Genomic DNA, 24,478 nt, shown 5'->3' on the forward strand with positions numbered 1-24,478 from the left:
CGTTCGGTCAGTACGCGAACGCCGTGGCGTCCAGGTCGCAGGAGCGGCCGGAGCGGTAGCGGCGGAGCAGCTCGTCGACCACCTGCTCCTGGCAGCCCTCGGGCAGTTCGGGCACCGGCAGGCCCAGCCGCTCGCCGATGCGGGACAGCGCGAGGACGGCCCAGGCCGGGTCGGCGAGGAACGGGTCGCCGCCGTCCTGCCCCTCCCAGACGCCGAGGACCGCCGCGGCGCCGGCGAGGAGGCTGTAGCGGTCGCTGAGCGCGCACACGGCCGGGTCGGTGACGGCGCCGGCCCGGTGGGCGGGCAGGGTGCGGCAGACCTCCCGCAGGGCCCGCAGCTCGGTCGCGAACGCCTCGGCCAGCCGGGCGAGCGCGGCGCTCTGGCCGCCCAGGCGCCGGTGGGCGGCAAGCCGGCCGGCCGTCGCGACGAGGGAGGCGGCCATGAAGTCGCCCCCGCCGGCGATGCCCAGCCGCCGGTAGTCGAGCGCGGGCAGCTCGGCGTCGCGGCTGAACAGCCCGGCGGGCGGCTCCTCCTCGGCGAACCAGGAGCGTTCGGCGAGGGCGCGCAGCTGGGGGACGATCACCGCCTGGCAGGCGGCGGTCCCGGCGTGGCCCAGCCCGGCCACGGGCAGGTCGCGCACGAGCTTGCCGAGCGCGCCGTACTCGGGGCTGGCGTGCTCGTAGCCGTGGGCGCCCAGGACGGTGGCCAGTTCCTCCAGGCCGTCCCTGAGCACGTCGGGCACCACGTACTTGACCGCGGCGGCGAAGACATGGGCCTGCTCGGGCAGCAGGCCGAGCGCGCGCAGCGCCACGGTGGCCATGCTGTCGCAGGCCAGCAGGTCGGCGAAGACCCCGGCGAGCGGCCGCAGCCAGCGGCGGGCCGGGCGCCCGCCGCGCCCGCCGGCCGCGGCCCGCACCGCGGAGTGCAGGACCGTGCCGGCGGCGGCCGTGACGACGCCGCAGATCAGGCTGCGGTTGACCTGGAAGGTGCGCAGGGCGAGGGCGGCTCCCTCACCGGGCCGGCCGACCAGGGCCCCGCCCGGCACCGGGCAGTCGCGGATCTCCAGGCCGGAGAAGAGAGCGCCGCGCATGCCGGGGGTGTGGACCCGGGGCAGATGACGGGCGGTGCCCTCGGCCAGGCCGCCGGGACCGAGCAGCAGCACGGAGTGGCTGCGCGCGCCGCGCGCCGGATCCGTACGGGCGTAGACGACGTGGACGTCGGCGCGCTCGGCGTTGATGACCACATCCTTGCGGCCGCTGAGCAGGTGACCGCCGCCGGGCCGGGCGCGCGCGGTGAACTCGTCGCGCAGGATGGCGTTGGCGTGGGCGAGTTCGTGGTGCAGGATCGCGGCCCGCCCGCCGCCGGTCAGCACGGCGGCGACCGCCCGGCGCTGCTCGTCGGAGCCGGCCGCCCAGACCGCGCCGACGGCGAACAGCGAGGTGATGCCGTGCCCGAAGCCGAGGGCGACGTCGCGCCGGAAGACGGGGCGCAGCACGCGCGCGAGGAGATCGGCCCGGGTGAGGCGTCCGCCGTACTCGGCGGGCACGAACTCCGCGCCCAGGCCGGCCTCGGTGAGCAGGGCCTCGGTCCCGGCCGGCGGGGTGCGCCGGCCGTCGGCGGCGAACAGGGCGCGCAGGCCGTGCGGGTTGGCGGGGTCGTGCGGGTCGCCGAGCAGCGTCTCGAGCCGGGCCGCCCGGGCCGTCGCGTCCGCCGCCCACCGGCCGCGGCCGGCGGGCGGGGCCACGGCGGCCCCGGCCGTGGTGGTCTCGGCCGTGGTGGTCCCGAACGTGGTGGTCATGGCGGCGTGGTCAGCTCCTTCGTCGCAGGCCGTGCACCTCGATCCCGCCCCCGTGTGCCGGACCGCGCCACCCTCTCAGGACCGACTGGACCCCCGCTCGAAAAACAGTCGGAGCGGATTTCATGAAGAAATGGCCTGATCGGACCGCCACCAGCGCATGGGACGCCTTTCTCAAGCAGCCCTCAAACATTTTTCAAGCAGCCCTCAAGCGAAACTGGACCGGAACCGGAACGGAACCGGACCGGAACTGGACCGGAATTCAATCCGAAATGCGACAGCCGTCCGGAAAAACAAAGAGGGGCCGCCGTGACCCGGTGACACCGGATCACGGCGGCCCGCCGTGCAGAGGAATTCCGGGACCGGCCGGTCAGCCGGTCTTCCGGTGGAAGTAGCGCTTCTTCCCGGCCGGACCGCTCATGGCCTTGACCTTGAGACGGCCCTCCTCGTGCGCCTCCTTGGCACGCGACAGGTCGTTCTTGCGCTGGAGCGCGGCGAGAAACCTGTCACGGGTCGAATCCTCGCTCTTTCCCCTGCTCGACTCGTCGGCCATACGGACCTCCTTATGCGATGAACAGCGGCACGAGCCTGACACAGAATTCCCGGACGAGCAGACCCGCATTTCAGCCAGGAAAGGGGTGTGACCGGACGGGCGCCGGAACCGGTTACGCGGGCGCCGGAACCAGTTACGCGCTGCGGGTCAGCAGGCCGGTGTCGATGACCTCGGCGACAAGGGCGGCGCCGCGGCTGTTCTGGTGGATGTGGTCGGTCGTGAGCACGAGACCTCGCCGCCGCGAGATCGTGTCGAGGCTGCGGCGCAGCACCGCGTGCTGGACGAGGACGCCGACGACCGCTGCGGGCGTCACCTCCCGGTACGGGATCGGCGGCGGGTCCGCTCGGCGCAGTTCCTCGATCTGGCGTTCGTGGAGCGGAAGACAGGCCACCTCGTGGGCGGCGGCGACCTCGGCGATCATCCGGCTGTACGCCTGCGATGCCTGTGCCGCTGCTCCGTCGAGTCGTTGGCCGAGCACCGGCAGCGACAGCAGACCGATCGTCGCGTCGGTCTCCGTTCGCAGCCGTGCGACGACGGCTCCCAGGCGCTGCCGGAACCAGCCGGCCGACGGGCGGTCGGGGAGCTGTTTGCGCTTCATGGCCTGCTCGACGGGGTAGCCGGCAAGGCTCGCTCGGGCGTCGTTGGTCCCGATCAGCACGGTGATCACATCGGGTGGGTCCGTGACGACGGCGTCGAGGCGCTGCAAGAGGTTGTAGGCGAAGTCGCCGTTGGCGCCGAAACGGGCGAGCCGCACGTCGCCGGGAGGGCGGCGTCGTCCGAGAAGATCCAGGTAGTCGACGCTGAACTGCGCGCGGGTGAGGCTGTCACCGAGACACGCGACGCGCGTCGTCACGGCGCTTCCTCCGGGCTGGGCGTGCCGGCGCGTTCGGCGGTGTCGGTCCGGGGACGGTGGCCGGTGCCGAGGGTCGCGGTGATGGCCAGGAGGGAGGTCGGCCCCTCCATGTCGACCACGTGCCATACCCCGGCCGGGTTGACGGTGGCCTCGCCCGGCCCGAGCAGTCTTGCGGCAGTACGTCGACTCGTATGTCGGCTTCGACCTCCGCGGGCTCCCGACGGGGGTGCACTGCGGCCCGCCGAGCCGCGCGCTCACCGCGGTGATCAGCCTGTCGGATCCCTTGGAGGTGGCGGCGGGCGTTGACGACGGGGCAACGGTCACCCGATTCGGCAGCGTGGCCGGCGGTCTGATGCGCCGGTCCGTCGCGATTCACCACGACGGTGTACGAGCCGCCAGGTCGGCGACCGCCTCGTTCAGGAGCACGATCGAGAAGCGCTCGTCGGCGACGGGCAAGCCCGATTTCACAGCCCGGCTAGGCCGGATCGCCCACCAGCGCGCCTCCGGGACCGCCGCCCGATTCGGGCCCGGCCGCCGCAGCCGCGCCGCTCGGGGGCGCGGACGCGCGGCCACGGGGGAGCAGCGGGGTGAGCGCGGCGGTCAGCAGGAACACGGCGACGTTGTACCAGAGCGTCAGGGACACGGCCGAACCGAAATCGGCGGCGCGGGCGCCCGGCGCTCCCGCGGCGTCGCCGACGAGCGCGAACAGCAGCGCGCCCACCGCGGCCACGCCGACGGCCGCGCCCAACTGCGTGGTGGCGTTGACGACCCCGGACCCCGCGCCCGCGTCCTGCGGCGGCAGGTCGCCCAGCACGGACGTGGCGAGGATCGGCGTCGACAGTCCCATGCCCAGCCCCGTGAGCAGCGCGGCCAGCGCCACGTACGGCCAGGTCAGCTCCGCGCCGCGGGCGTGCACGGACCAGAGCGCGGCCAGCGAGCCGACCGCCATCACCACGGAGCCCGCCGCCACGAACAGCCGTTCGCGGCCGGCGCTGAGGCGGAAGGCGATCTGGAACGTCGCGACGATGCCCAGCGGCCACGTCGCGATGGCCCATGCCGTGTCCCCGGCGGACCAGCCCAGACCGAACTGGAGGTGGTACGTCAGCACGAAGGAGAACGAGCTGATGCCGGTGAAGGCGAGCAGGGACACGAGCAGGCCCACCGAGAAGGACCGGTGCCGGAACAGCGTCGGCGGCACCAGGGCGGATCCGTCCGCCGCGTGACGCCTGCGCTGGTACCCGACGAACACCAGCAGCAGCGCCACCGCGCCGGCCGTCATCGCGAACATCCAGCCGGGCCAGCCCTGTTCACCGCCCTGCATGACCGGATACAGCAGCCCCACCGAGACCGCCGTGAGGAGCACCACGCCGGGCAGGTCCAGCCGTGGCGGCGCCTCGCTGCGGAAGGACGGCAGGAACCGTGCGCCGAGGACCAGCGCGGCAAGACCGACGGGCACGTTGACGTAGAACACGGTGCGCCAGCCCAGGCCCATGAAGTCCAGGTCGGTCAGCAGGCCGCCCAGCAGCGGCCCGCCGATGCTGCCGACGCTGAGCATGCTGCCCACCAGGCCGGCCGCGAGCGGCCATTCCCTGCGGTCGAAGACCCGGACGATGACCGCCATGACCTGGGGGAGCATCAGGGCGGCGGTGAGCCCCTGCGCGAAGCGCCCCGCCACCAGCATCCCCGGGGTCAGCGCGAGACCCGCGACGACGGAGGCCAGGGTGAACAGGGCGACGCCGGCCATGAAGACCCGCTTGGCGCCCAGGATGTCGCCCAGCCGCCCGCCGGTGATCAGGAACATGGAGAAGGCGAGGGCGTAGCCGGCCATGGTCCACTGCGCGGCGGCGAAGCCCATGTCCAGGTCCCGCTGGATGCTGGGCAGCGCGACGGTCACGATGTTCGCGTCGAGCCCGTCCAGAAAGGAGGCGAACCCCAGCACGCCCAGCGCCACCCATCGCCCCCGGGAGGCCCGCGGTGTCTCTGTCACTAGTCAGCTCCTGTGTGGGGGTGTGAGGGGTGCGGCGGACGGACGCGCACGGCCCGCCGTTCCCGCACCCGCGCGACGGGCTCCGCTCACCCGCCCGCGGACAGGCGAGCCCCCACCACCTTCACCACCGCCACTCGAACCACGCCTGAGCACTCCTCGAGCCCCGCACCGGCCTCACCGGCACCGGCCTCACCGGCACCGGCCTCACCGGCACCGGCCTCACCGGCACCGGCCTCACCGGCACCGGCACCGGCCTCACCGGCACCGGCACCGGCCTCACCGGCACCGGCCTCACCGGCACCGGCACCGGCCTCACCGGCACCGGCACCACCGGCCTCACCGGCACCAGCGGCCTCACCGGCACCAGCGGTCACCGGTCTCGATCGATCTCAGCGCTCCCGCACGAACAGAGCCGCCAGCAGCGCACATCCCGCGAAGCCCGCCGCCGCCACGAAGCCGCCGCTCATCCCCCCGGCATGCGCCGCCACCGTGACGAGAGCGGCCAGACCGATGGAACCCCCCACGGACTGAACGGAGTTCAGGACGCTGGAGGCCGCGCCCGCCTCGTCGCCGCGCAGCCGCGAGGTGGCCAGCACGGTCGGCGGCAGCACGCCGCACGCCATGCCCGCGCCGAGCAGCACGAGGGCCGGCAGGACCGTGGCCGCGTAGGCGTCGCCCGCCCCGAGCGTGGACAGCCACACGTTGCCGGTCACCAGCAGGCAGGCGCCCGCCGCCCACAGCCGCCGCGCGCCGACGCGCTGTTCGAGCCGCACCGCGAAGCCCGCCGTCACGGCCATGGCGACCGGCAGCGGCAGCAGCGCACAGGCCATGGCGAGCGCCGACCAGCCGTGCTGGCGCTGGAAGTGCTGGTTGAGGAAGAAGTAGGCGCCGATCAGCGCGCCCGGCACGGCGAGCGTGCCCAGGTAGGCGAGCAGCCGGTCGCGGCCGGCGAACAGCCGCGGCACCACGATCGGCTGCTGCGCCCGCCGTTCGACGGCCGCGAACACCGCGAGCAGGACGGCCCCGGCGAGCAGGCAGCCGACGACCTGGGGATCGGTCCACGGACGCTCGGCGGCCCGCCCCAGCCCGTACACCAGGAAGGCGGCGGCCAGCGCCGACAGCAGCGCCCCGGCCAGGTCGAACCGGCCGCGGTGGCGCGCCGTCTCGTCGAGCACGAACGGCGCGAGCAGCATGATCGCCACGCCGGCCGGCACGTCGAGGAAGAGCACCCAGCGCCAGGAGCCGAACGCGGTGAGGGCCCCGGCGAGGAGCAGGCCGCCGGCCGTGCTGACGGCGCCCGCCGTCGTGCACACGGCGATCGCCCGCTTGCGGGAGGCGCCCTCCGCGAAGGTGCTCAGCAGCAGGGCCAGCCCGCTCGGCGCCGCGAGCGCCGCTCCGGCGCCCTGCACCGCCCGCAGCGCCACGAGCAGGTCGCCCGAGGGCGCGAGCCCGCGCAGGGACGCGGCGGCCGTGAACAGGCCGACGCCCGCGATGAACACCTTGCGGCGGCCGAGGATGTCCCCGGCCCGGCCGCCGAGCAGCAGCAGCCCGCCGAACGCCAGCAGATAGGCGTTGACCACCCAGGACGCGCCGACGGCGGACAGCCCGAGCTCCTCGCGCATCCCGGGCAGCGCGACGTTCACGATCGGGTCGTCGAGCTGGATCATCGCGTTGCAGCCGGCGATCACCGCCAGCGCACCGGCACCGCGTCCCCGGCGCCGGGCTCCGGGCACGGTCCGCGGTACCTGCTCCTGCGCAACCTGCGCGACCTGCGCGGTCATGGGCGGCCTCCTCGGGCGGGACGACACGATCGCCGCCCACACTCCCAAGGCCCGCCGGAGAACGGGTGAAGCGCCGCTGGGGCCGCCCGCCCTCACGCCGACGTTTGCCCCACGCCGGACACGGCCATATCGTGAACGTAGTCAAATTTGATGAGCACCACTGATCCACCTGATCCACTGATCCATCGAGCCGCCCCCCTGCCACCACCCCAGGAGCCCGCGTGATCCTGCCCCAGACCGGCTACACCCCCACCGCCGAGGACCGCGCCGGCCTCGACGCCTGGTTCGAGGAGTACGACGGGCACTGCGTCAAGAACGACATCGAACACATGGCGGACATGGCCGTCTTCCCGCTCAACCTGATCAGCGACGACTCCACGGGCGACGCCGGCTCGGCCCAGTGGGACCGCGACCGGTTCATCGCCACCATGTCCCACGTCATGGGAGACGGCACCCAGCAGGTCACCTTCCACAACACCCGCACCCCCGTCTTCCTCTCCGCCTCCATGGCCGTGGTCTTCACCCACTCCACCGTCACCACAGCCGACCAGACCCACGAAATGGACTACGCCGACATCCTCATCCGCAGAAACGGCACCTGGGCGTTCCAGACAATGATCCAGAGCGGCTGGGGCGCCAACCTGTAACCCCCGGGGGCCAGTCGCCCGTCAGAGCATCGGACAGGCACGCGAAGAAGAACCCCGCGTCCGCCACGAAGCAGGCCGACCCCACACCGGGGTCGGCTCGCCGGCACCGGTGCGTCGACCCAGCGCTGGTCCACGCAGTCGAGGCCGGGGCTGAACGCCGGCAGGCGAAAGAGCGCGAGAGCGCGGCACGATCCGGGGACAGCCGACGGCAGGAAAGGCCGAAGGCCACGCACACAGCACGTTCGCCGTCGCCCAGGAAGCCGAACGGGACCACCGGGCCCCTTCGGATCAGCCGGAACCACCTGCTGGGTCAGGCGGGCCGAGGTCCGCCTCCTCCAGGACGTCGGCCATCGAGAGCTCCTCGGCCACCGCCCGCAGGGCGTCGTACTCCTCCGGCGTGACGGGTACGCCGAAGAACCGGATGACGCGGCACAGGTCGTCCAGAGCCAGTTCCGGCTCGGCGTTGTCGACGGCCTCGGCCGTGGACCGCAAGGCGTCACGCGCCGGGTGGGAGGAGCCCAGCCGGACGCCCAGCGCCGTCACGACGGCGCCGAGAGCCGCAGCCGCACCGCCTTCGTGCATGTCCTTGCCTTTCTTTCGCATCCGCCGTCTGCCCCGTGAGGAACAGGGCTCAACGCCGCCCGCCTGGCCGCCGCCCCAGCCAGGCCGGCCTGCTGTCCCACCGACCTGAACGGCCGCGCGACGCCCTGGAGCTCGGCACCCGCCAGGCCGGCAAGGCCCTGGTACCGCCGGCCCGGACGAGTGCGGTCGACCACTGCGTTCCCCTCGCCCGGCCGGAGAAGACGGCTCCGCAGGGAAGCACCGCCGCCACCCACGAACCGCGTCCGCGGCCACCCGCACCCCCCCCCGGGCGATCCTCAACACCGGCCCACCGAGCGCGACTTCACCCACCCACCCCCGCATGCGCTCACCCACCCCGCATGCGCTCACCCGCCGGCGCCGCCTGAACCGCCAACAGCCTTCACCACAAGTGAGAGCACTCCGAATCAGGACTCTGCGCGACGGCGATCACCTCATCGAGCCGATCGCGCACAGCGAGCAGTTCGGTGATCCTCTGGTCGATGCGGGCCCGCTCGGCCGCCATCTGATCCAGGAGCCCCGGGGGCGGTTCACCCAAGTCCACACACGGCAGCGCCTGACGGACCACCCTGCTCGGCAGACCCGCGGCATACAACTGCTGGATCAGCCGGACGCGGCTGACCGCGCTGTCGGGGTAATGACGCTGACCGCCGGGACTGCGCTCGGCCTCGAGCAGCTCCTGCTCCTCGTAGTAGCGCAGCGCCCGGACGCTCACCCCCGCCTTCTCCGCGACCTCACCGATACGCAACTGGCCCCCCTCTGCGCGGGCGGCCCCCGCCCGACTTGCACCTCACACCGACGTCAGGTTCTAGCGTAAAGGGCGTCGGCACTCGCCGATCATGCATCCCACCGATCTCACCGACGGCCCCTCCAGGCCGCGTGGAAAGGCAGAACGTCATGCGCGCAGTCCGCTATCACGAGTACGGCGGGGCAGAGACCCTTGTGGTGGAGCAGGCGCCGGACCCGCACCCAGGACCCGGCGAAATCCGCGTCCGCGTCGCGGCGGCCGGCGTCAACCCCATCGACTGGAAGGCGCGTTCCGGCGCGCTGCGCGAGCTGCTCCCCGTCGAGCTGCCCGCGATCCCCGGCCGGGACGCCGTCGGCGTCGTCGACGAGATCGGCGCAGGCGTGCAGGGAGTGGACATCGGCGACCGCGTCTTCGGGCTGGGCGGCCTCACCGGCGCGACCGCGGAACTGGCCGTGCTCTCGGCCTGGGCCCACGCCCCCGCCACCTGGACCGACGAGGAGGCCGCCGGCGCCGGCCTGGCATCCGTGACCGCGATGGGCGGGCTCAAGGCGCTCGGCCCCCTGCGCGGGCGCACCCTGCTCATCGAGGGCGCCGCCGGCGGCGTGGGCAGCGCCGCGATCGAGATCGCGGCGGCTCAGGGCGCCACCGTGATCGGGACGGCCGGCGAACGCAACCACGCATTCCTCACCGCCCTCGGAGCCCTCCCCACCACCTACGGCCCCGGCCTCGCGGAGCGCCTGGCCGCACTCGCTCCGAACGGCGTCGACATCGTGCTCGACACCGCGGCCTCAGGCTCCCTGGCCGACCTCATCGAGATCGCCGGCGACCCCGCACGCGTGGCGACCGTCGCCGACCACGCCAACGCCCAGCGCCTGGGCGCGCATCTGGCCAACGCCGAGAACGACTCCACGCTCCTCGCCGCAGCGGGCGAACTCGGCCGCCAAGGCCGCTACACACCGCGCATCGAGCGAACCTACCCGCTCGCACAGACCGCGCAGGCGCACGCACACGCCGAACGCGGACACACCCGAGGAAAGATCGTGGTCCGCATCTGAACCCGCCCCGCCCCCCAGCCGCCGCCCCTGTCCGGCCAGCAGGATACGGGACCAACAGGGCTCCTGAGCTGGAGAGTTGAGACCCAGACGCCTCTCTCAACGGCACGGGAGCCCTGTCCGTTGCCCACGGTCCCGCCGTCAGCCGTCCGGGGGCCACCCTGAAAACCCTCACTGACTCCGAGCCCTTGGGCGACGAGGTCGAGCTGTCCCGTCAGGACGTACTCACCCTGCCGGGCCGCTTCAGCTCGCCGACTTCAGCGGCCGGGTGCGGTTACCGGTGCGCGGCCAGGAACGGCAGGACGACGTCGGCCATCTCGTCGGGCACTTCCTCCGCCAGATCGTGGCCGGCGTCGAAGACGTGTCCAGTGACGTCGTGGGCCATGAGCCGCATCTGGGACTCGTTGCGGTCGCCGATGAACGCGGATCCGCCGAGCGCCAGAACCGGGATGTCCAGCTTCTTCTGCGCGGCCTGCCGGTTCTGTTCGGCGTCGACGAGCATGGCCCGGTAGATCGAGAGCATCGCGCGGATGCCACCGGGCATGGAGTAGCAGCGCACGTATTCTTCGACCGCGTCGGAGGTGGCGCTGTCGGGGTGGCTGCGCTCGGACTTGATCATGTAGGTGATCAGCTCGCGCTCGTGTCCGGCGATCAGCATCTCGGGTACGTCCGGCTGGAAGTAGAAGCCCAGATGCCACAGGTGCATGCCGCTGGAGACGTTCTCGGGGGTGAGGGCTGTGTGGTCCTCGAAGCCGAATCCGGGGAACAGCGCCTCGGCGAAGACGAGAGCGGTGACGTGGTCGCGGTGGCGGGCGGCGAGCTGGTAGCCGATCACCGCTCCCCAGTCCTCGCCCGCCACGGCGTATGTCTCGTGTCCGAGGTGGGTCATCAGCTCGGCGATGTCGTCGCTCATCGTCTCGGAGTCATAGCCGTCCGGGGGGCGGGCGGAGTCGCCGAGACCGCGAAGGTCCGGGACGACGACGGTGTAGTGGGGCGTCAGCTTCGAAACGAGGTGGCGCCAGTGGTAGCCGGTCTTGGGCACGCCGTGCAGGAGCACCACCGCAGGGCCAGACCCTGCTGTGCGGTAGTGCAGACTCGTTCCGTTGACGGCGGCTCGGCCCGTGCGGACGGGCGTTCCTTCATGGTCGGACATCATGTTTTTCCCACCTTCCTGGTGGACTTCGCGACGCGGGTGTCAGTGGGCCTGCGGAGGGTCGACGAGGGTCACCAGACGGCTCGGCCCGGTGCCGTCCGGGGTTGTCCTGCCGTCCGGGGTTGTCCGGTCAGCGGAACGGCCGACGGGGCGCAGGGTGACGTTTTCCGGGTAGAGCCGGCCGAGCAGGGCCAGTACGACGAGGTCGTCCTGGCCGGTGGCGTCCAGGGTGACGTCACCGGCTTGCGTCCACACCAGGCCTGGTGCGCGCAGTGCGGACCACACAGCTGCGGTGCGGGGCGCGGCATCGGAGTGTGCGTCGCCTGAGGCGGGGTCCGGCCGGTGTGCGAAGCGGTGGCCGCGCAGAGCCTGGCCGAGGTCGACGTGAGCGGTGGTGCCTTCGTGGGTGACCTCGATACGGGCGGTGCGGGCCCCGTCGGTGACCGGCCCGGTGACGGTACGGGCGGTGAGCGGCCTCGATGCGTTGTCGGCGGGCGGCAGGTCCTCGACGAGGGTGCGGGGGGCGGCGTAGTAGTCCTGCACTTCGGCGACATACGTGACGGTGTCTTCGGCGGCCGGGTCGGCGCGCCAGGTCAGCAGGTGCCGGGGGGCGGTCAGGGGCGGCCGGCCGAGGACGGCGGGCAGGGCGGTGGCGCCGCCCGCCTCGAAGCCGTAGCCGGCCGGGCCGGAGGTGCCGGTGACGACGTGGTGGGCGAAGCCCACGATGCTGGTGTGCCGGATCTGGCGGACCAGGAGCTCCGTGAGGAACGCGTCGCGGGCCGGTTCGGTGTGCCGCAGTCCGGTCGGGGTGATCCGGAGCGGGACGTCCTGCCAGTTGGTGAAGGGCAGCAGGGCGTCGCGCAGCAGGACGATCTGGTGCAGCCACTCGTTGTAGAGCTGCATGGTGACGGGTCCGCCGCGCCGGCCGCGGAGCAGGTCGGCCGAGAAAGGGGTGAGCAGGTGGCCGTAGCAGTGGCTGCGGACGACCAGCGGCCCCGCGGGCAGCGGTATTCGGTCGGTGAGCAGCCTCTCCAGGGCCGAGGCGGCCCAGGAGGCCAGCTCCCGGCCGATCGTCTCGGCCTGCGCGCCCAGTTCGCGCGCTGCCGGGGCGCTGTCTGGGCCGAGGGCCAGCGGCAGGGAGGTCTCCCGGGTGCCGAGAGCGAGTGTCGCGCGGATCTGGTCTTCCAGCACCTCGCCGTCGGCGCTGGTGAGGGCGTTGTCATCGATGATGCCCTGCAGCAGCGGCTCGGTGGCGGTGAAGAAATCGCGGGCTGTCAGGACGGTGCCGGCGGCGGGGAAGGTGTTCCAGCGGCTGCCGCCGAGAGCGGATGTGTTCGGGGTGGGTGCGGGGGGCACGGGTCCTCCTCGGTTCTCGATGAAGTAGCGGTGGATGTCGCCGGATCGCGTGTCTGTGCGGCCTCCGGCCTCCTTTTTGGATCGCTCGATACAGTTTGCGGGCATGAAAAAGTCAGCCGAGGGCGGCCAGGGCGACCTCCACGAGGGGTTCGAGGGCACGGGCATCCGGGGTGATCTTCGAGGAGACCAGCAGTCCGTTGAGGAACGTGACGAGGTAGGCGGCCAGCGTGTGCGGGTCGTACCGCGCCGCGATCTCACCCCGCTCCGCCGCGACCCGCAGCACCTCCGCGAGCGCGTCCCGACTGGCGTCCTGCATGTCCCGCACGGTGCGCCGGATCACAGCGTCCTTCGGCAGGCGCTCGCAGGCGGCATTGACCGCCAGGCAGCCCCGGCCGTCGTCTTCCACGGCGATCCGGACCCGCTCGACCAGCATCGTACGGATCGAGGAGCGGGCATCCGCCCCCTCCTCCAGGCTGCGCAGGGCGGCCGCCGCGAGGGTGGTGCGGTAGTGCTCCAGCGCCGCCCGGTACAGGCCCTCCTTGTCGCCGAACGCGGCATACAGGGATCCCTGCCCGATCCCCAGGTGCTGGGTCAGGTCGCGAACCGAAGTGGCCTCATACCCGCGCATCCAGAACAGTTCCATGGCGCGGCTCAGCGCCGCCTCAGTGTCGAACTCCCGGGTCCTCGCCATGGCTCCACCGTAACCTATCTGGATCGTACGCTCAAGAAAGGGGGCTGCGGCCTGACCATGTGCTGACCCGCAGGCCGGCCTCACGGCTACTCGTCGTCGGCGTCCCCGGCGGCGTCCGGGTCGCGCAGCGGGCGCAGACCATGCCCGGAAACGCCGGCTTCGATGTTGAACGTCGAGTACGAGGCGTTGTCGGTCGCCACCATCTCCGGCTTGACCCCGCCGTCGAGGTCCAGCAGGCCGGCCAGGACGCCTGGGCGAAGATCCGCGCCCATCAGGGCGACGCCGCCGCATGAACCTGACAGCTGTCCTGGACCACACCGCTCTGGGCGCCCTGTTCCGCGCGGATCCCTTCTTCACCGGCCTGTACATCGAGGCCTCGCGCGCCACCGGCCGGGTCATCATCCCCTCCCTCTCCGTGCCCGCTGCCGAGCGGCAGGTCGCCGGAGTGACCCGCCCTGGTGCGCCTGCCGTCATGCCCGTCCATGTGGGCGCAGCAGTGGGGGACGGCACAGCCGGATGTTGACCGCGTTGCCACGGGTGCCGCTGAGACGGTGTCGGCGAGCGGTGACCAGGGTGCGCCGGCGCCGGCACCACGCTGTTCAACCAGATTCAACGCGCTGCCCACGAACGCGGTGATCTTCCACAACGCCCTGGACATCGCCGAGATCGTCCGCCAGCTGCTGGAAGAGGGCTGGACGATCGAGCCGGAGGACCTGGCGCACATCTCGCCGTACCTGACCGAGCACATCAACCGGTTCGGCGAGTACAGCACGCACGAGCTGGGCATCCAGCCCGAGGCGTACGACCCGAAGCTGGACGTCGACTTCACCCCGCTGCGCGAGGCGGACCCGGCCGCCGCAGGCTTTGGCCAGGCAGCCTGACCGGCCGGGTCGGCATCATGAAGTCCATGGACGATGCGCGTGACGTCCTCACCGAGGACGACGCCGGTGCCCGCCCCAGGGCCGGCGTGCTGATTCAGGCTGAATTGTTCGACTGCGACTCGCGGCCCTGTGCGCGCAGTTGCTCGTTGATGCGCCGGGCTTCTTCGAGCTGGTCTTCGAGGATGACGATGCGGCAGGCGGATTCGATGGGGGTGCCCTGGTCGACGAGTTCGCGGGCGCGGGCGGCGATGCGCAACTGGTAGCGGGAGTAGCGGCGGTGGCCGCCTTCGGAGCGCAGCGGGGTGATCAGCAGGTGTTCGCCGAGGGCGCGGAGGAAGGCGGGGGTGGTGCCGAGCATCTCGGCGGCCCGGCCCATGGTGTAGGCGGGGTAGTCGTCGTCGTCGAGGTTGTCGACGGGCCGGGAATCGGCAGGGGGCATAGACCTCTTCTTTCAGGGACGCACACGTCGGGGGGCCCGGGTGCCGTACGGCACCCGGGCCCCGAGCTTTCAACACCATCTACCGGCGAACTGCGCCGGCCTTCTTTGTCCGCAGGTTCCGCCTGGGAGGGCGGGGCTGCGGGGATCGCGGATGCGTGACCGGGGACCACCTTCCAATCCGGGGCCTGCGGTACCCGGGCGGACTTCTTCCTCGCCCGGGCGATCCTGATGGCGTCTGCTCCTTTACCTTCGGCTACTCGGTCGTACTGGATGACGCGGGTGCTGCTCGCAGCCCCCTTGGGGGCGTCTTGCTCGACCTGCATGCGCGGCAGTTCATCTCTGCCGTGCCCATCTCGACTTCCTGGGTACACGAAAAAGATAACCTTGCGACGAGCCAATGTCTACTGTGGCCGCGACAGATTTTCTTCAGGCTCGATGCGTGCAGTTCTGCCAAGCCGGCCGGCCATCCTCTACGAGCTGTGTGTGCTGGTCGGCTTGCGGGATGCGCTGCCTGGGCGGGAGATCTGTGGGTGCCGGACGCGAACCGGTGGCGTAACCCGGAGACTGGGCTGCTGCTGCTGTGGTGCGCCGGGCGAGGTCAGGGGGGTGTGAGGTGGTCGAGCCGGGCGGCGAGGTCGGGGTGGGCGGCGGCCAGGTGGGGGCGGGCGGCGGCCAGGGGGGCGATGAGATCGGCGGGGTCGTCGTGGGCGAGGGCCGCATGGAGCTCATTGAGCGGGCGGCGGGCGGCGGGGGACAGGTCGGTGAGTGCGGTGATCTGGCCGGCGAGGCGGCGCAGGTCGGCCGCATTGCGGCGGGCCCAGGCGGCGGTGGTGCGGTCGGCGGCCCGGGCCTGGCGGGTGGCCGTCACGCGCTGCTCGCCGGTGGTCCCGGCCGGGCCGGGACGGCCGCGCAGGTAGCGGCGCTCGGCCGCCTGGCGGCTGGCGACGCCGAGGGGGTGGGCGAGGTCGGCCCAGCTGGCGCCCGCGTCGCGGGCGGTTTCGATCAGGCCCGTCTCCCATCCGGCGAGCTGCTCGCGGACCTGCCGCAGCAGCATCAGAGAGGCCAGGGCCTGCTCCGGGGCCGGCGCGGCGCCGGGGGTGGCGGGGGTCTTGTGCCGCGCTTCGCGCAGGGCGTCGTCTATGGCGTTCAGGGCTGCTGCGGCGGCGAGGAACGACGCCGGGCTGTGGGCGTCGGTGCTGGACGGGGACGGCTGGTCGGCCGGGGTCACGGGCACCTCCCTCGGTTTGTCATCAAGGCGACGACATCGTGTTTGTCATCCATTGGATGACATGTTACAACGGTGTCAGTGAGGCGCATTGGCAGTAACTGCCTGAACCTGCTGGAGGTGTTTTCACGATGTTGATGCGCACTGACCCCTTCCGTGAGCTGGACCGGCTGGCGCAGCAGCTGATGGGCCCGGGCACCTGGTCGAAGCCGTCGGCGATGCCCATGGACGCCTACCGCGAGGGCGACGAGTACGTGGTGGCCTTCGACCTTCCCGGTGTCACCGCGGACGCGATCGACATCGACGTCGAGCGGAACATGCTCACCGTCAAGGCCGAGCGCCGGCCGGTGGCGAAGGCCGACGACGTGCAGATGGAGCTGTCCGAGCGGCCGCTGGGCGTCTTCTCCCGCCAGATCGTGCTCGCCGACACCCTCGACACCGAGCACATCAAGGCCGACTACGACGCGGGCGTGCTCACCCTGCGCATCCCGATCGCCGAGCGCGCCAAGCCCCGCAAGATCTCCATCGGCGTCGGATCCGGCCACAAGGAGATCTCCGGCTGACACGGCCGGACAGGTGCGGAGGACGGGCACCTGATCTCCCCCTCACCCCGCCCTCCGCACCCCGTGGGCAGTCCGAAGGAAGAAATGGGGTGGCGGCTGAGATGACTCTGCGACGCGAAGCGTTCCTCGACCACGTCAAGGAACGCGGCGAGTACGGCACTGAGGAGGAAGCCGAGCGTGCGGCCCGGGTGGTGCTCGCCCTGCTCGGCGCGCACCTGGTCGGCGACGTCCGCGCCCAGCTCGCGGCACGCCTGCCGGAGGAATTCGCCCTGATCCTGCTCAACCCGCTGCAGAGCGCCGAGCCGCTGCCGACGGAGCGGTTCGTGAGGGCGACCGCGGCCTGGATCGAGGGCGCCACCGAGCAGACCGCGACCTGGGACGTCAGCGCCGTGCTGTCCACGGTCGCCGACACGGCCGGCGACGACCTGCTGGGGCAGATCCTGCTCCAGCTACCCGTCGGCTACGACCTCCTCTTCGGCCGCCCCCAGCCCACCTGACCCCTACCTCGGTGCCGCACACCGGCACCGACCCAACCTGGCTTGACGAAAGGCATGCACCGCAGTGATCACCGACGTGCGCGTCGTACCGCTTGAGCACCAGCAGCCGCACGAGACGGCGTACGAGCAGATGCTGGAGAAGGTCCGCTACGAAGGCGCCTACCCCACCCGCGAGAAGGCCGAGGAAGCCGTCCGCCTGGTCCTTTCGGGGCTGGGACGCCAGCTGACCGGCGATGAACGCGTCGACCTGGCCGCCTGCCTGCCCCTGGAGGCCGCACGCGTTCTGACCGCGCAGATCCCCGACGCCCAGCCGCTGACCGGATGGGCCTTCGTCAAGGACCTCGCCGCCCGCTCCGGCGCCTCCCTGGCCGTGACCCGGTGGGACACCGGATCCGTCTTCGCCGCCGTCGCCGCCCACGCCGGCCCCGACCTCATCACCCGCATCCTCCACCAACTCCCCACCGGCTACGCCCTGCTGTTCGGCCGCGCCGAACTCGCCCCGGCCGCATAAACCGGACGTGCCCTACCGGCCCCGATTCCCTTGGGGGCGGGCCTGGTCATAGACGTGCGGCCGTGCGGACCAGGCCGGCCAGGGCGAGGGAGCGGCTGTGCGCGGGCCAGGCGATGTGGGTCACGACGGGAGGCGCGTCGGTCAAGGGGACGGCCGTGTGCTCCGCCCACAGCCAGGAGCGGGCGGAGTCGGGGACGACCGCCACGGTGCGTCCGAGGGCGATCAACTGAGCCAGTTGCGTCTGGTTGTGGATCTCGGGGCCCGGGCCGGGTGCGTAGGCGCCGTGGGTGGGCCAGCGGGCGAGCGGCAGATCGGGGACATCCCTGACATCAGCCAGGGACAAGGCCTCGCGGGCAGCGAGCGGGTGCCCGGCAGGCAGGACGGCAACCTGCCCCTCGGTCGTCAGCGCCTCGCTGTCGAACCCCGCGAGGGAGTTCCACGGCGCGTGCATGAGCGCGACATCAGCACGTCCGTCGCGCAGCAGCTCTTCCTGCTCGCAGAGGCCGCACGGCAGCACCTCGATCTCGGCACTGCCGGGCTCGGCCGCATAAGCGTCGAGAAGCTTCCGCAGCAGCTCGTGCGACGCAGCGGCCTTCACCGCGAGGACCAGCCGACCGCGGGAGCCGCCAGGGCTGTCGGCACCGCCGGCGCGCCGGGTGCGGCGAGCAGCGGCAGCGCTCGCGTCGAGGGCCGCCCGGCCCTCGTGCAACAGCACCTCTCCGGCACCCGTCAGGCGGACACCACGGCGGTTGCGCTGCAGCAGGCAGACCCCGAGGCGCCGTTCGAGCTGCTGGATCGCCCGCGACAGCGGCGGCTGCGCCATGCCGAGGCGCTCGGCGGCGCGCCCGAAGTGCAGTTCCTCGGCGACCGCCACGAAGTACCTCAACTCGCGGGTCTCCAGGGTGTCCACGGCCGCAGCATACGCGGTGATACCCGGCAGGTATGACAGAACACCGTATCGGTGTTGGCCGCACCACTCGTCCGCGAGCCAACATCATCAGCATGAGCGAAACGATGATCGCGCTGGTGACCGGCGCGAACAAGGGCATCGGATACGAGATCGCGGCCGGGCTGGGCAGCCTCGGCTACCGCGTGGGCGTCGGAGCCCGCGACACCACCCGAGGCGAAACCGCCGTCGAAAAGCTGCGCGCCGCCGGCGTCGACGCGTTCGGGGTACCGCTGGACGTGACCGACGACCAGAGCGTCACTGACGCTGCGGAACTGATCGAACGGCAGGCCGGGCGCCTGGACGCCCTGGTCAACAATGCCGGCATCTCGGGCGAGATGGACCCGGGATGGGTGCAGGACCCGACCGCACTCGACCTGGAGGTGCTCCGCACGGTCGTGGACACCAACGTCATGGGTGTCGTCCGGGTCACCAACGCGATGCTGCCACTGCTGCGGCGCTCGGCCTCGCCACGCATCGTCAACGTCTCCAGCAGCGTCGGCTCCCTGGCCCGGCAGGCGGACCCGGACATCGAGATCGGCCCGGTCATGGCGGCCTACGCGCCGTCGAAGTCCTTCCTCAACGCCCTCACCGTGCAGTACGCCCGGCAGTTCGCCGATACGAACATCCTGATCAACGCCGCCTGCCCGGGCCTGGTCGCGACCGACTTCACAGGCTTCCAAGGGCCCCGCACTCCTGAACAGGGCGCGGCCACAGCGATCCGGCTCGCCACCCTGCCCGACGACGGCCCGACCGGTTCGTTCTTCGAGGACGACGGCGTCGTCCCCTGGTGACCACGAACCCGCCAACGCACACCTGTACCGCGACGCCCGGTGCGGCGGGCAGCAGCGCACGCTCGTCGACCCCGCCACCGTCGACGACCCCTTCGGCCGGGAGGTCGTCGACCGGCTCGCGGCTGCGGGCATGGCGGTGGAACTCGCCCTCGTCGACGGCCCGTACGGACTGCCGGTGTGCGTGGCCTACCTGTGGTCGGAGGACTACCCCGTCGTCTTCGCCGGCGGCGGCTGCCACTCCAGCCCGGGCATCGCGGCCACCCGGGCGCTGACCGAGGCCGCGCAGTCGCGGGTGGCGGCCATCGCCGGCACCCGCGATGATCTGCCGACCGACCCCGGCTCGTTCGACGCCCCGCCCTTCCGCCCGGTCCGGACTACCGGACTCGCCGCCTGGCCGCAGGCGACCGCGCATCTCGGCCCGGCACTCCACGACGACTTCAGCGGCCTGGCCGAGGAGGTAGCGCGGCGGGTCGCCCACGTCACCGGGCACGAGCCGGTGGCCCTGGATCTGTCGCAGCCGGCCGCGCCCTTCCACGCCGTCCAGGTCGTCTGCCCCGGTACCCGCTCACGCATCCGAAGGGCGATGCCCCGATGACGCACCCCTCGACGACAGCGTCCTCGCCCGCCGAACTCGCGGCCCAGTACGACGCGTTCCACACCGCGCGGGCCCGCTCCACCCTCACCGCCCGCCTGTACGCCGCGGCGATGGGCGACGACTACCCGGACGAGGTCGCCGCCTCCTCCTCGTGCGACTGGCCCCTGCTGGGGCTCATGGCCGCCCGGCTGCGGATGCGGCCCCGACAGCTCCTCGTCGACGCGGGCTGCGGGACCGGCGGCGTCGGCCTGTGGCTGGCCCGCGCCCTCGCGGTCGACCTGGAAGGCCTCGACATCTCGCCCGTCGCCGTCGACCGGGCCACCTTCCGCCGCACCCACTTCCGCGTTTCCGCCGGCTTCCGCGTCGCCTCCCTGGAGACCACCGGCCTGCCGGATGCCTGTGCGCACGGCGCGGTGTGCGTGGACGCGCTGGCGCTCGCCGCGAACCGCACCCATGCGGTGCGCGAGCTCGGCCACCTCCTCGCGCCCGGCGGCCGGCTGGTCCTCACCCGGGCCCTGCGCCGCGGCTCCCGCCCTCTGTGGGAGGAGCAGGCCCGCGCCGCCGGGCTCGTCGTGGAGCACGTCGACGAGCGGCCCGCCGAACCGGCGATGTGGGCACGCCTGTACCGGCTGTGGATCGACCACGAAGACGACCTGCGCCGCGAGCTCGGCGACGACCAGGCGGACAACATGCTGCGGGAGGCGCGCGCAAGGCTGCCCGCGCTCCCCGGGCGCCGCGCAGTCCTGCTGACCCTGCGCCGACCCGCGGCAGAGCCTTCAGCGCCTGGAACAATCGCTACGATGACCCCGCCCGGCCGCCCCGGCGGCCCCGCGTCCACCGGGAGGACCCCGCAGTGAGCCAGCACCGTACCGCCCGTGCGGCGGTGTTCTCGGCCGGCTCCTGGGGCACCGCGGCCGCCAAGATTCTCGCCGACGCCGGGACGCCCGTCACCGCATACGCCCGCCGCAGCGAGATCGCCGACGCGATCAACACGCATCACCGCAACCCGGACTACTTCCCGGACATCGAGCTGCCCTCCACCGTGACGGCCACGACGGACCCGGGCGCCGCGCTGGACTGCGCCGACTGGCTCGTGCTGTCGATCCCCGCGCAGTCGCTGCGGGCCAGCCTCGCCGCGTGGACGCCGCACATCGGACCCGACACGGTGATCGTGTCGCTGATGAAGGGCATCGAGCGCGACACCGGGCAGCGGGCCAGCGAGGTCATCGCCGAGGTGACCGGCGTGGGTGCGGACCGGGTCGCGGTGCTGTCCGGACCGAACCTCGCCCGGGAGATCATGGCCGGCCAGCCCGCCGCCGCCACGATCGCCTGCCCGGACGAGGACGCCGCCCGCCGCTTCCAGACCGCGTGCCACACCCCGTACTTCCGGCCGTACACCAGCACCGACGTGACCGGCTGCGAGCTGGGCGGCGCGGTGAAGAACGTCATCGCCCTCGCGGTCGGCATCGCCTCCGGCATGGGCCTGGGGGACAACGCGGCCGCCATGCTCATCACCCGCGGCCTGGCGGAGACGACCCGGCTGGCCGTGGCCATGGACGCCCACCCGGCCACCCTCGCCGGTCTGTCGGGCCTGGGCGACCTGGTGGCCACCTGCACCTCCCCGCTGTCCCGCAACCGCACCTTCGGCACGCACCTCGGCCAGGGCAAGAGCGTCGACGAGGCGACCGCCGCCACCCGGCAGACCACCGAGGGCGTCAAGTCCGCCGGCGCGATCCTCGACCTGGCGCGCGCCCACGACGTCGAGATGCCGATCACAGAGACGATCTCGGCGCTGCTCCACGAGAAGGTCACCCTCGACCAGGCCGCGGCCGCGCTGATGCAGCGGCCCCCCAAGCCCGAGCGCTGACCCCGGCGCCCCGGCCCCGGGGCGCATCACCTTGCACCCTCCCGTCCGGAGGCACCTCCCCCATGCCCGAATCTGCGCTGCCCGCTGCCCAACTCGCCGTAACCGCCGCCCTGGTGACGTGGATGATCGCCGGCTTCACCCCCCCTGCCCGGCCGCTGGCTGCGCTGGAAGATGTTCTGCCGGGCCACCTTCACGATCATCTCGCTCACCGGCACGAAAGACGGCCGCACCGAACCCGTGAACGTCTACGACTACCTCTCACCGGGGAGCTTCCTCGTCGGCCCGCCCCAGCTCCAGACGGTCATCGACCACCTCACCCGCAGCGGCCGCTACGACCGGATCGACGGACACGGCCGCGTCCTGTCCGCGAACGGCGAGAAGCCGCTGACAGCGGAGGACAGCCGTGTGGTTCTTTGACGCCCTCGCCTCCGGCTTCCGCAGCCCCACCGACCCCGGCCGGCTGCAATGGTTCCGCATCGTTTTCGGCTCGGTCTGTGCCGCGCGGTTCGCGCTGTCCATCGGCCAGGGCGGCTGGGACCGGCTCGCGCCCGGATCGATCGGCTCCAGCGCCTGCTTGTTGATCGGGATCTGCTTCCGCAGGATTTGGAGTACGCGACTATGGGCTTCCACCAGCCCGATAGTTTTCACCTGGTTCGCGGGGATGGAGGAGTGTGTGCCGTGGCCTGTGGTGTGGAGGAGCGAGTCGAAGTGCCGAGCCTCCGCTATCAGAGCCGGGTGCAAGCTGGCCAGGTAGGCCTTCAGGAGGTGCTCAGCGGCGATCCCGGCGTGGTGAACCGCGAAGTCGTATGACTTGGGGCCCTGCGAGAACGCCACGAGCGCCGCGGTCATCCATTTCTGTGACGAGGCCTTGAGCTGGTTGGCATGCATGGGGTGGAACATAAGCGTCCGGCCCGGGGCCGGACGGGGTTTTCGTTGACCACAGAGTGCAGGGTTCACGACGTGGTCTCCGGTCTGCGTATCGGGAGCACATGCGCTCCGGCGTTGGAGCCGTTCAGAGCGGCGTTCTCCAGCGTGAGGAGGTTGATCGCGGCGGCATAGACCTGAAGTCGTTCTTCCAGGTCGGCGCAGTGTTGGCGGAGGTCGGCGTACTTCTTCTTGAGCTGCTCGTGCTCGCTGAGCTTGCGGCTGAACGCCTCGGGTGTGCTGTCCTGGGCTTTCACGCGGGCCTGGAAGAACTCTTTCAGATCGAGGTGCCGGTGGGTGAGGTGCCAGCGTTTGATGCCGGCCTCAATGGCGAGCTGGGAGATGCTGAGGCGTCCGCTGGAGCGCAGGGGGGTGCCGGTCAGGAGCCGGTCCATCGCGGCGAGGACCGCTGCACGGACCGGATCGCCGTCGGCGGGGGCGGTGTCGGTCACTGCTGGTTCTCCGGTTCGTGGGCGTTGAGGATCCGCTGCAGCCGGGTCAGTTCGTGGCGTTCGCGGTCGTGCCGGATGGGCGGGGCGAGTGAGTCGTCGACGATGACGGTGAGTTCGCGGTGGTGTCGGCGGATGCGCTGGATGTCGCGGTCGGTGCGGGCGATGTTGCGGCACTGGGGCCGGCAGTCGTCGGTGTCCGGGGTGACCAGCGGGTCGTCGATGGTTCCGCGCAGCCGGCAAAGGGCCTGGGCGGGGTCGAGGACGCAGGTCATCCCTTGGCCGTGGTGTATCTGCAGGACGGGGTTGCCCAGCAGGTCGCGGGCCTGGCGGTCGCTGGTCAGGACGTGCCCGGCGAATTGGCGGGTGGCTGCGGTGACGCGGTGGCGGTAGGCGCCGGCGGCGGGGCCGCTGATCTGCTCGCCGTCGTCGAGGGCCTGTGCGTCGTCGGCGAGGATCTCCAGGCGGTAGAGCCAGTCCTCGAAGGCGTATTCGTCGGGGAACCCGGAGTCGTAGGAGCCGGCGCAGCCCTGGAGCATTCGAGTATGGAGATGGCCGTACTGAATTGAGGCGGCCACCAGGCCGCGAGGGCGGCGCCGGATGAACCAGGCGAGATTGTGGACATGGTTGAGAACTGACCGTTGACCGCACAGCTCCAGCGCGCCGCACAGCGGCTGGGTGATGCCCTGGCCGGCCTCAGACGCGGAGACGTTCAGCTGTCGCTCACCACGGGATGCGGGGGATGAGCACCGCCGGGTGGTCGCCGGGGTACGGTCACTGACCGGTTAGGGTCCGCAGGTGCTGAGCAGTCCCGGGTGGACGGTGCACTTCGTGAGCCGTGACCTATCCGCCCCCACGACTATGCGTTCTTTCCTGGACGTACGACCCGGCGACCTGGTGTCGTGGCTGGATGAGGCGGGTCTGCCGGATGGCCTGCCGTTCCTGCTTTCGCCGCGGTTCGAGTACGACGTGGCGCTCAACTCGTACTTCCTTCAGGCGAATCTCACGGCGCGGTGGAACAGCAACGCCAACCGGGCCAGAGCGCTGGCCCGGTTCTTCACGTTTCTGCATACCGCGCGCGGTGGGAAGTCGTGGCGGGCTGCCACGGAGGCGGATCATCTGGCCTTCCACCAGTGGCGCCGTCGAGGTGAGGCCGGGCCGCAACGTCCCCGACCTGCACGAGGCCCTGGTCCGCAAGCACCTTCGTCGGCCTGCAACGTATACGGGGCTATCAGCTGCCGCCGCGTCCACGCCGGTGGACGGCCCGGCTTGATGCCCTGCGGCAACAACGGCTCCAGCTGGGCCCACTGGCCGCTCGTCAGATCACCATGCCCCACGAGGCGTGATCATCAACAAAAAGATCCACTTCTGCAGACCCTAGGCCCCGGCCGGCGGCCGAAAAGGTCAGCCGCTCCCCGGGGCGCAGCAGGGGGCACCCCGGGGCGCAGAAGCGGAGCGGAGGAGCTGGGCAAGCTTGCACTACCCCTCAACTGATGGTTTGTGCGTGTGAAGTTGAGAAGGGTCCCGAATGGGCTCCTAGCGTGGTTCGTGCCGTGGTCTGCGGGCTGCGG

The 24,478-nt window shown here is 71.9% G+C and carries 29 protein-coding genes and 2 pseudogenes; 12 read left to right on the forward strand and 19 right to left on the reverse strand.

Annotated features, from left to right (window positions below; all coding sequences use genetic code 11):
* Positions 1–7: 7 nt before the first annotated feature.
* From ACFYX4_RS22215 to ACFYX4_RS22230, 4 genes and pseudogenes are all read right to left on the reverse strand, one after another.
* On the reverse strand, positions 8–1,798 hold the full coding sequence (locus ACFYX4_RS22215) for an acyl-CoA dehydrogenase (RefSeq protein ID WP_389335812.1): 1,791 nt from the start codon (positions 1,796–1,798) through the stop codon (positions 8–10).
* A 367-nt stretch (positions 1,799–2,165) separates the two neighbouring features.
* Positions 2,166–2,348 (reverse strand): DUF5302 domain-containing protein, encoded by a 183-nt coding sequence (locus ACFYX4_RS22220; RefSeq protein WP_389335815.1) that lies wholly within the window; start codon positions 2,346–2,348, stop codon positions 2,166–2,168.
* Between the two features lie 133 nt (positions 2,349–2,481).
* Positions 2,482–3,201, reverse strand: a complete 720-nt coding sequence (locus ACFYX4_RS22225; RefSeq protein ID WP_389335819.1) for an SGNH/GDSL hydrolase family protein — start codon at positions 3,199–3,201, stop codon at positions 2,482–2,484.
* Positions 3,198–3,368: pseudogene (locus ACFYX4_RS22230) on the reverse strand (cupin domain-containing protein); the annotation flags it as partial. The gene ACFYX4_RS22225 and the pseudogene ACFYX4_RS22230, both read right to left, overlap by 4 nt.
* Before the next feature lie 2 nt (positions 3,369–3,370).
* On the opposite strand from ACFYX4_RS22230, the pseudogene ACFYX4_RS22235 reads away from it, so the two are divergent.
* Positions 3,371–3,586: pseudogene (locus ACFYX4_RS22235) on the forward strand (AraC family transcriptional regulator); the annotation flags it as partial.
* A 90-nt stretch (positions 3,587–3,676) separates the two neighbouring features.
* Here ACFYX4_RS22235 and ACFYX4_RS22240 read toward each other — a convergent pair.
* The 3 genes from ACFYX4_RS22240 to ACFYX4_RS22250 all read right to left on the reverse strand — a co-directional run bounded on the left by ACFYX4_RS22240 (position 3,677) and on the right by ACFYX4_RS22250 (position 6,969).
* The gene (locus ACFYX4_RS22240) at positions 3,677–5,188 is read right to left on the reverse strand and encodes an MFS transporter (protein WP_389335822.1); all 1,512 of its coding nucleotides are present in this window, start codon (positions 5,186–5,188) and stop codon (positions 3,677–3,679) included.
* 86 nt (positions 5,189–5,274) lie between these two features.
* Positions 5,275–5,562, reverse strand: coding sequence for a hypothetical protein (locus ACFYX4_RS22245; protein WP_389335825.1), 288 nt, complete (start codon positions 5,560–5,562; stop codon positions 5,275–5,277).
* A 15-nt stretch (positions 5,563–5,577) separates the two neighbouring features.
* Entirely contained in the window at positions 5,578–6,969 is a 1,392-nt protein-coding gene (locus ACFYX4_RS22250; protein WP_389335828.1) for an MFS transporter, read from the reverse strand.
* A 227-nt stretch (positions 6,970–7,196) separates the two neighbouring features.
* On the opposite strand from ACFYX4_RS22250, the gene ACFYX4_RS22255 reads away from it, so the two are divergent.
* Positions 7,197–7,616: a nuclear transport factor 2 family protein gene (locus ACFYX4_RS22255; RefSeq protein WP_389335943.1), complete on the forward strand. Its 420-nt coding sequence runs from the start codon at positions 7,197–7,199 to the stop codon at positions 7,614–7,616.
* 288 nt (positions 7,617–7,904) lie between these two features.
* Here ACFYX4_RS22255 and ACFYX4_RS22260 read toward each other — a convergent pair whose 3' ends face one another.
* Together ACFYX4_RS22260 and ACFYX4_RS22265 are read right to left on the reverse strand one after the other, a co-directional pair.
* On the reverse strand, positions 7,905–8,198 hold the full coding sequence (locus ACFYX4_RS22260) for a hypothetical protein (RefSeq protein ID WP_389335831.1): 294 nt from the start codon (positions 8,196–8,198) through the stop codon (positions 7,905–7,907).
* A gap of 400 nt (positions 8,199–8,598) precedes the next feature.
* Positions 8,599–8,964: a MerR family transcriptional regulator gene (locus tag ACFYX4_RS22265; RefSeq protein WP_389335834.1), complete on the reverse strand. Its 366-nt coding sequence runs from the start codon at positions 8,962–8,964 to the stop codon at positions 8,599–8,601.
* A gap of 149 nt (positions 8,965–9,113) precedes the next feature.
* Here ACFYX4_RS22265 and ACFYX4_RS22270 point away from each other — a divergent pair, with 149 nt between their 5' ends.
* A complete protein-coding gene (locus ACFYX4_RS22270; RefSeq protein ID WP_389335837.1) occupies positions 9,114–10,019 on the forward strand; it encodes an NADP-dependent oxidoreductase in 906 nt (301 codons plus the stop codon).
* Positions 10,020–10,290: 271 nt separating this feature from the next.
* On the opposite strand, the gene ACFYX4_RS22275 is transcribed toward ACFYX4_RS22270, so the two are convergent.
* The 4 genes from ACFYX4_RS22275 to ACFYX4_RS22290 all read right to left on the reverse strand — a co-directional run bounded on the left by ACFYX4_RS22275 (position 10,291) and on the right by ACFYX4_RS22290 (position 13,488).
* Positions 10,291–11,172: an alpha/beta fold hydrolase gene (locus tag ACFYX4_RS22275; protein ID WP_389335840.1), complete on the reverse strand. Its 882-nt coding sequence runs from the start codon at positions 11,170–11,172 to the stop codon at positions 10,291–10,293.
* A gap of 39 nt (positions 11,173–11,211) precedes the next feature.
* Positions 11,212–12,525, reverse strand: coding sequence for a hypothetical protein (locus tag ACFYX4_RS22280; RefSeq protein WP_389335843.1), 1,314 nt, complete (start codon positions 12,523–12,525; stop codon positions 11,212–11,214).
* 112 nt (positions 12,526–12,637) lie between these two features.
* A complete protein-coding gene (locus ACFYX4_RS22285) occupies positions 12,638–13,216 on the reverse strand; it encodes a TetR/AcrR family transcriptional regulator (RefSeq protein ID WP_389335846.1) in 579 nt (192 codons plus the stop codon).
* 86 nt (positions 13,217–13,302) lie between these two features.
* Positions 13,303–13,488: a hypothetical protein gene (locus tag ACFYX4_RS22290; protein WP_389335949.1), complete on the reverse strand. Its 186-nt coding sequence runs from the start codon at positions 13,486–13,488 to the stop codon at positions 13,303–13,305.
* A gap of 17 nt (positions 13,489–13,505) precedes the next feature.
* Here ACFYX4_RS22290 and ACFYX4_RS22295 point away from each other — a divergent pair, with 17 nt between their 5' ends.
* Positions 13,506–13,739, forward strand: a complete 234-nt coding sequence (locus ACFYX4_RS22295) for a hypothetical protein (RefSeq protein ID WP_389335849.1) — start codon at positions 13,506–13,508, stop codon at positions 13,737–13,739.
* Complete coding sequence (locus tag ACFYX4_RS22300; protein WP_389335853.1) at positions 13,699–14,097, forward strand: Tn3 family transposase; 399 nt, start codon at positions 13,699–13,701, stop codon at positions 14,095–14,097. Before ACFYX4_RS22295 ends, ACFYX4_RS22300 begins: the two co-directional genes overlap by 41 nt.
* 94 nt (positions 14,098–14,191) lie before the next feature.
* Here ACFYX4_RS22300 and ACFYX4_RS22305 read toward each other — a convergent pair whose 3' ends face one another.
* Together ACFYX4_RS22305 and ACFYX4_RS22310 are read right to left on the reverse strand one after the other, a co-directional pair.
* Complete coding sequence (locus tag ACFYX4_RS22305; protein ID WP_389335856.1) at positions 14,192–14,536, reverse strand: helix-turn-helix domain-containing protein; 345 nt, start codon at positions 14,534–14,536, stop codon at positions 14,192–14,194.
* 598 nt (positions 14,537–15,134) lie between these two features.
* Entirely contained in the window at positions 15,135–15,764 is a 630-nt protein-coding gene (locus ACFYX4_RS22310; RefSeq protein ID WP_389335859.1) for a type III effector protein, read from the reverse strand.
* A 128-nt stretch (positions 15,765–15,892) separates the two neighbouring features.
* On the opposite strand from ACFYX4_RS22310, the gene ACFYX4_RS22315 reads away from it, so the two are divergent.
* From ACFYX4_RS22315 to ACFYX4_RS22325, 3 genes are all read left to right on the forward strand, one after another.
* Entirely contained in the window at positions 15,893–16,324 is a 432-nt protein-coding gene (locus tag ACFYX4_RS22315; protein WP_324975789.1) for an Hsp20/alpha crystallin family protein, read from the forward strand.
* Positions 16,325–16,425: 101 nt separating this feature from the next.
* Complete coding sequence (locus ACFYX4_RS22320; protein ID WP_389335862.1) at positions 16,426–16,821, forward strand: DUF2267 domain-containing protein; 396 nt, start codon at positions 16,426–16,428, stop codon at positions 16,819–16,821.
* Positions 16,822–16,885: 64 nt separating this feature from the next.
* Positions 16,886–17,332: a DUF2267 domain-containing protein gene (locus ACFYX4_RS22325; RefSeq protein ID WP_389335865.1), complete on the forward strand. Its 447-nt coding sequence runs from the start codon at positions 16,886–16,888 to the stop codon at positions 17,330–17,332.
* 46 nt (positions 17,333–17,378) lie between these two features.
* Here ACFYX4_RS22325 and ACFYX4_RS22330 read toward each other — a convergent pair whose 3' ends face one another.
* Positions 17,379–18,242 (reverse strand): LysR family transcriptional regulator, encoded by an 864-nt coding sequence (locus tag ACFYX4_RS22330; RefSeq protein ID WP_389335868.1) that lies wholly within the window; start codon positions 18,240–18,242, stop codon positions 17,379–17,381.
* 92 nt (positions 18,243–18,334) lie between these two features.
* Between ACFYX4_RS22330 and ACFYX4_RS22335 the strand changes: the two genes are divergently transcribed.
* Genes ACFYX4_RS22335 through ACFYX4_RS22350 form a run of 4 tightly spaced genes read left to right on the forward strand, consistent with a single transcriptional unit; the run spans position 18,335 to position 21,534 of the window.
* Complete coding sequence (locus tag ACFYX4_RS22335; protein ID WP_389335871.1) at positions 18,335–19,072, forward strand: SDR family oxidoreductase; 738 nt, start codon at positions 18,335–18,337, stop codon at positions 19,070–19,072.
* A 22-nt stretch (positions 19,073–19,094) separates the two neighbouring features.
* Positions 19,095–19,667, forward strand: coding sequence for a YcaO-like family protein (locus ACFYX4_RS22340; protein WP_389335946.1), 573 nt, complete (start codon positions 19,095–19,097; stop codon positions 19,665–19,667).
* On the forward strand, positions 19,664–20,524 hold the full coding sequence (locus tag ACFYX4_RS22345; RefSeq protein WP_389335874.1) for a class I SAM-dependent methyltransferase: 861 nt from the start codon (positions 19,664–19,666) through the stop codon (positions 20,522–20,524). The genes ACFYX4_RS22340 and ACFYX4_RS22345 overlap by 4 nt, the downstream gene beginning before the upstream one ends.
* On the forward strand, positions 20,521–21,534 hold the full coding sequence (locus ACFYX4_RS22350) for an NAD(P)H-dependent glycerol-3-phosphate dehydrogenase (RefSeq protein ID WP_389335877.1): 1,014 nt from the start codon (positions 20,521–20,523) through the stop codon (positions 21,532–21,534). Before ACFYX4_RS22345 ends, ACFYX4_RS22350 begins: the two co-directional genes overlap by 4 nt.
* A gap of 258 nt (positions 21,535–21,792) precedes the next feature.
* Here ACFYX4_RS22350 and ACFYX4_RS22355 read toward each other — a convergent pair whose 3' ends face one another.
* The 3 genes from ACFYX4_RS22355 to ACFYX4_RS22365 form a co-directional block, all read right to left on the reverse strand.
* Positions 21,793–22,422, reverse strand: coding sequence for a hypothetical protein (locus tag ACFYX4_RS22355; protein WP_389335880.1), 630 nt, complete (start codon positions 22,420–22,422; stop codon positions 21,793–21,795).
* Positions 22,423–22,487: 65 nt separating this feature from the next.
* On the reverse strand, positions 22,488–22,910 hold the full coding sequence (locus ACFYX4_RS22360) for a hypothetical protein (protein WP_389335883.1): 423 nt from the start codon (positions 22,908–22,910) through the stop codon (positions 22,488–22,490).
* Positions 22,907–23,446, reverse strand: a complete 540-nt coding sequence (locus tag ACFYX4_RS22365) for a hypothetical protein (RefSeq protein ID WP_389335886.1) — start codon at positions 23,444–23,446, stop codon at positions 22,907–22,909. The genes ACFYX4_RS22360 and ACFYX4_RS22365 overlap by 4 nt, the downstream gene beginning before the upstream one ends.
* Positions 23,447–24,478: the final 1,032 nt, after the last annotated feature.

The sequence above is a fragment of the Streptomyces sp. NPDC002328 genome, from assembly GCF_042890065.1.
Taxonomy (GTDB): domain Bacteria; phylum Actinomycetota; class Actinomycetes; order Streptomycetales; family Streptomycetaceae; genus Streptomyces.

Bases quoted from the DNA above. Each gene is read 5' to 3' on its own strand.
- ACFYX4_RS22355 (WP_389335880.1), bottom strand. From the start codon at position 22,422: ATGCATGCCAACCAGCTCAAGGCCTCGTCACAGAAATGGATGACCGCG.
- ACFYX4_RS22220 (WP_389335815.1), bottom strand. From the start codon at position 2,348: ATGGCCGACGAGTCGAGCAGGGGAAAGAGCGAGGATTCGACCCGTGAC.
- ACFYX4_RS22290 (WP_389335949.1), bottom strand. From the start codon at position 13,488: ATGGGCGCGGATCTTCGCCCAGGCGTCCTGGCCGGCCTGCTGGACCTC.
- ACFYX4_RS22335 (WP_389335871.1), top strand. From the start codon at position 18,335: ATGAGCGAAACGATGATCGCGCTGGTGACCGGCGCGAACAAGGGCATC.
- ACFYX4_RS22295 (WP_389335849.1), top strand. From the start codon at position 13,506: ATGAACCTGACAGCTGTCCTGGACCACACCGCTCTGGGCGCCCTGTTC.
- ACFYX4_RS22285 (WP_389335846.1), bottom strand. From the start codon at position 13,216: ATGGCGAGGACCCGGGAGTTCGACACTGAGGCGGCGCTGAGCCGCGCC.
- ACFYX4_RS22250 (WP_389335828.1), bottom strand. From the start codon at position 6,969: ATGACCGCGCAGGTCGCGCAGGTTGCGCAGGAGCAGGTACCGCGGACC.
- ACFYX4_RS22365 (WP_389335886.1), bottom strand. From the start codon at position 23,446: ATGCTCCAGGGCTGCGCCGGCTCCTACGACTCCGGGTTCCCCGACGAA.
- ACFYX4_RS22260 (WP_389335831.1), bottom strand. From the start codon at position 8,198: ATGCACGAAGGCGGTGCGGCTGCGGCTCTCGGCGCCGTCGTGACGGCG.
- ACFYX4_RS22270 (WP_389335837.1), top strand. From the start codon at position 9,114: ATGCGCGCAGTCCGCTATCACGAGTACGGCGGGGCAGAGACCCTTGTG.
- ACFYX4_RS22275 (WP_389335840.1), bottom strand. From the start codon at position 11,172: ATGATGTCCGACCATGAAGGAACGCCCGTCCGCACGGGCCGAGCCGCC.
- ACFYX4_RS22215 (WP_389335812.1), bottom strand. From the start codon at position 1,798: ATGACCACCACGTTCGGGACCACCACGGCCGAGACCACCACGGCCGGG.
- ACFYX4_RS22305 (WP_389335856.1), bottom strand. From the start codon at position 14,536: ATGCCCCCTGCCGATTCCCGGCCCGTCGACAACCTCGACGACGACGAC.
- ACFYX4_RS22300 (WP_389335853.1), top strand. From the start codon at position 13,699: ATGTGGGCGCAGCAGTGGGGGACGGCACAGCCGGATGTTGACCGCGTT.
- ACFYX4_RS22315 (WP_324975789.1), top strand. From the start codon at position 15,893: ATGTTGATGCGCACTGACCCCTTCCGTGAGCTGGACCGGCTGGCGCAG.
- ACFYX4_RS22345 (WP_389335874.1), top strand. From the start codon at position 19,664: ATGACGCACCCCTCGACGACAGCGTCCTCGCCCGCCGAACTCGCGGCC.
- ACFYX4_RS22320 (WP_389335862.1), top strand. From the start codon at position 16,426: ATGACTCTGCGACGCGAAGCGTTCCTCGACCACGTCAAGGAACGCGGC.